Raw genomic sequence first — 2,686 nt, 5'->3', positions numbered from 1 at the left:
TTCTTTAAAAACTACTGCCAAAAATTATCAAGTTTTGTCCTCACAGAGGTAAACTGTCGAATATATTCCTAGCATATACAGCAGTTTGCGGGCAAGACTTGTACTGAGCTTGTCGTTCGCGTATGTGGACAGATTTTGCGGGCAAGATGCCCGCACCACAAAAGTTTGATTATGGTTGTACCTCATTTGAATAAAATATGCTGTATATGTTGAGGCTGGTAATGGGTAATTGGTGATTGGGCGGACATGATATAATGGGAAAATATAAATTACAAAAAATTCTAAAAATACTCACGAGAGGAAGTTAGATTTATGGTAGCTACTCTAATTTTCAATATTTCACAAATATCAAAAATAGCCTAAATTCTATTCAATTCTACTAACTTCTAAAGGCAGGAAAATAGTCAAAACCTCCCCATTTTGAGGACGTTGACGGACAATCAATTTACCACCAATAGCTTGAAATAAATGCTTAGTTGCAGACATATTTAAACTAATAGTCCCCGTTTCTGGTTGGAACATTAATAATTGACCTAAAGATTTACGAATAGGTGGAGTGGCCGTATAGTTTTTATTTTCACAGTCAAACTGAGGTGTTAATTGCAATTTTAACTGATCACCAGCAGTCATAACTTGCACTTGAATACAACTACCAGGAGGCAAACTGCGGGTAAAATTTTCCATTAACCCCGTCAGTACCCGATCAAACATAGCAGGATTACTCACTACAGTAGGTAGTTGTTTAGGTAAAACCACATTTAAAGTTAAATTACGGCGAGTTGCTGCCTGTTGCCAACGGGGAATACTTTGCTGTAAAACCTCATCTAAACACATGGGTGTCAATTGGGAATTAGCAAATTTTGAAGGTTGTGATAAATTTTCTAATTCTGCCGCTTTAAATAATAACTCCATCCGATCAATTTGCTCAGTACATTCATGATCAATAACCTCTAAACGACTGATCACATTTACAGGTAAATCCTGACGCTTTAATAGTAACCTCGTCATCATCCGAATAGTTGTTAACGGCGTGCGAACTTCATGGGCAAAAGCTTGTAACAATTCCACATCAGGCCGAGGTGCAGGTTTGGGCGGTGAAGTAGGGGCATGACATGGTACTGAATTATAAGTAACTGGATTACTTTCTGTAATAGTTAATTCTTGCAATAATAACTGACTAAATTGAATTATAATTTGGTAATCTGGCGCAACTAAAGGATAATTTTGGACTTGAATATCTAAATCAGCAAACAATTCTGGATTAGTCAAAACTATCCTAGCACCTAAAGCTTGCCAAGCTTGTTTAACTATCTCCGGTTCAAAGGAAAATAAAAACTCTTTTTTGCCATTTTGATTATCAGCCAAAACCAAAACTAATCTAAATTTATCTGTAAAAACTAAACAAAACTGTTCCGCGCCGAGAGGATCAGCAGGTAATAAAGGTAAAATAGACTCTTGGCAAGTGGGACTATGGGGAGTAATGGTTTCTATATGATTGATATTTTGCGCCATTACTGAGGACATATCAAATGGCATCAATGCCAAAGGGTTAAAAGGTTTAGCTGTAAAAGTTAACCTTTGTACCTGTTGTGTCAGTTGGGGATGACTAAATAAAGGTGCAGGTGCAGCTAATACCAAACCTTGTATAGTATCAGGTGCATTCGTAGCTAAAGTTTTCCGCAGTAAATTTTCTGTAGCGGCCAAACTCACACGCCATTGCTGTTCTGCTTTTGCTGGAAAAGACTCAGCATGATGAGATTGACTTGCGGATAAAACTTCCTTGAGACTTGGTAAAATCCATTGGTACACAGGTTTTCACCTCTTGTTTGCCAGGGCAGCTAATGGTGGGTATAGCAGACATTGCACGCTATATGTACGAAATTATAGTCATTAGTGTGAAAGCAGAAAGTGGTATAACCGAACATTTAAGGTGCTATTTCCTCTCTAAGTCGGATATTGTTAGGAATTAGCAGTTGAAGCCTCTCCCACTCATCGAGTTAGAAGGAAGAAGAAAATTCCCCATTATCAATCCTAGAAAAGATGCGGCTGAGTCTCTGTGATAGAGAATATAGAGATAGTGACTCCTTGCGAGAATAAAATCCTTAGTAGTCTATGGTCTTGGACACAATAGACATAGGAGTGAAAATTATCGTAGGGACAATTCATGAATTGTCTCTACAAGAGTTTGGTGGTTATGCACATTTAATTACCACCAAAAACATCACGAAAGTACCTTAGCTATATTTTCAAGATCAAAGATGATGTGATCTTAAGCTTCCACTTTTACACCTTTCCAGAAAGCAACATAACCTTCTATATTTTTGGCTTTTTCCTTTGTGCTGGGATAGTACCATGCTGCATCTTTGTTAACTTGTCCATCAACTTCAATACTGTAGTAACTAGCGACTCCTTTCCAAGAACAAGTGCTGTGAGTGCTGCTATCTGTGAAGTATTGCTTGTTAATAGCGTCAGCAGGAAAGTAATGATTTCCTTCTACAACTACGGTGTTATCGCTTTCGGCTAAAACAGCACTATTCCAAATTGCTTTCATAATGTGAGTTTAAAAAAGTTAACAATCTATATTGTGACACTTTTGTGGTGTTTTATGGCCAGTGATGATAAAATGGGGCTTACGCAACTGGCATATTAGTAGGGTGTAATTCGGCAAGCTCACCAACCACGTCAG

At 37.8% G+C, this 2,686-nt stretch carries 3 protein-coding genes; 1 reads left to right on the top strand and 2 read right to left on the bottom strand.

From position 1 onward, the window contains the following. Nucleotides 1-366: 366 nt before the first annotated feature. Complete coding sequence (locus CUN59_RS14220; protein WP_104388461.1) at nt 367-1,809, bottom strand: sensor histidine kinase; 1,443 nt, start codon at nt 1,807-1,809, stop codon at nt 367-369. A gap of 303 nt (nt 1,810-2,112) precedes the next feature. On the opposite strand from CUN59_RS14220, the gene CUN59_RS22350 reads away from it, so the two are divergent. Beyond that, complete coding sequence (locus CUN59_RS22350) at nt 2,113-2,238, top strand: hypothetical protein (protein WP_279327307.1); 126 nt, start codon at nt 2,113-2,115, stop codon at nt 2,236-2,238. Nucleotides 2,239-2,269: 31 nt separating this feature from the next. Here the strand turns inward: CUN59_RS22350 and CUN59_RS14215 are convergent, their stop codons facing one another. Next, complete coding sequence (locus CUN59_RS14215; protein ID WP_104388460.1) at nt 2,270-2,554, bottom strand: DUF427 domain-containing protein; 285 nt, start codon at nt 2,552-2,554, stop codon at nt 2,270-2,272. Nucleotides 2,555-2,686 lie beyond the last annotated feature (132 nt).

Origin of the sequence: Cuspidothrix issatschenkoi CHARLIE-1 (assembly GCF_002934005.1) — a bacterium.
GTDB lineage: Bacteria > Cyanobacteriota > Cyanobacteriia > Cyanobacteriales > Nostocaceae > Cuspidothrix > Cuspidothrix issatschenkoi.
Note: the sequence above shows the minus strand (reverse complement) of the source record. Positions and strands in the feature narration are given on the sequence as shown.